1 protein-coding gene is annotated in these 1,110 nt (G+C 64.7%); it reads left to right on the forward strand.

Annotated elements, in window-relative coordinates; genetic code table 11:
* Positions 1–79 precede the first annotated feature (79 nt).
* A partial coding sequence (locus BQ9890_RS14415; protein WP_075893347.1) for an IS256 family transposase occupies positions 80–1,110 on the forward strand: 1,031 nt, incomplete at its 3' end.

Here is a 1,110-nt window from a genome sequence, read left to right on the forward strand (position 1 = left end):
CAGCGAGCATCCTTGGGGTGTTGGTGGGCCATCGTGGGTGTCCAGAGTTTCGACCAAGAATCCTAGGAGTGTTCCCACGATGGCCCGCAACCAGTCTGCCCTGTCCACCTTGATCAGTGAAGTCCTGTCCGACCCGAGCCTTGCAGGAGACGCCGTGTTCCGTCGACTGTTGGAGGCGGGCCTCCAAGACCTCATCGATGCTGAGGCCACCACCAAGATCGGGGCGGGGCGCTATGAGCGCAGCGAGTCCCGCCTCACCCGACGCAACGGAAGTCGCGACAAGACGGTGTCCACCCCGGCAGGAGACGTGGTGGTGGCCATCCCCAAGCTGCGTGAGGGGTCCTTCTTCCCCAGCCTCCTCAACCCCCGCAAGCGGATCGACAAGGCCCTCTACGCCGTCATCTGCCAAGCGTGGATCAACGGGGTGTCCACCCGCAAGGTCGACGAGCTCGTCAAGGCATTGGGATGCGAGTCGGGCATCTCGAAGTCCCAGGTCTCAAGGATCTGCGCCGACATCGACTCCGTGGTCGAGGAGTTCCTGACCCGTCCCCTGTCCCACACGTGGTACCCGTACCTGTTCCTGGACGCCACCTACGTCGACGTCCGCCACGCCGGCCATGTCGTGTCCAAAGCGGTCGTGGTCGCCACCGGCGTCTCCGCCCAGGGCAGGCGTGAGATCCTGGGCATGAGGATCGGCGACAGTGAGTCCACCTACTTCTGGACGGAGTTCCTACGATCCTTGCGCGAGCGCGGCCTCAAGGTCTCAACCGACACTGACCCACTGGGAGTGCAAGTCGTCACCAGTGACGCCCACCAAGGCATCAAGAACGCCGTCAAAGCCATCCTCACCGGCGCCTCTTGGCAACGCTGCCGCGTCCACTTCGCTCGCAACGTCACCCAGACCCTGGGCTCCACCCGCTCCAAGCCCGTCAACGCCCTCATCGCCACCATCTTCGCCCAGACCACCCCAGAGGCCGTCAAGGACGCCTACCACCAGGTCGTGGCCTCCCTGACCCCGACCTTCCCCCAGATCGCCCAGATGCTCACCGACGCCGAAGTCGACCTCACCGCCTTCGCTGACCAGCCCCGCCCCCACTGGCAGAAGATCTG

The sequence above is a fragment of the Actinomyces provencensis genome, assembly GCF_900155435.1.
Lineage (GTDB): Bacteria > Actinomycetota > Actinomycetes > Actinomycetales > Actinomycetaceae > Pauljensenia > Pauljensenia provencensis.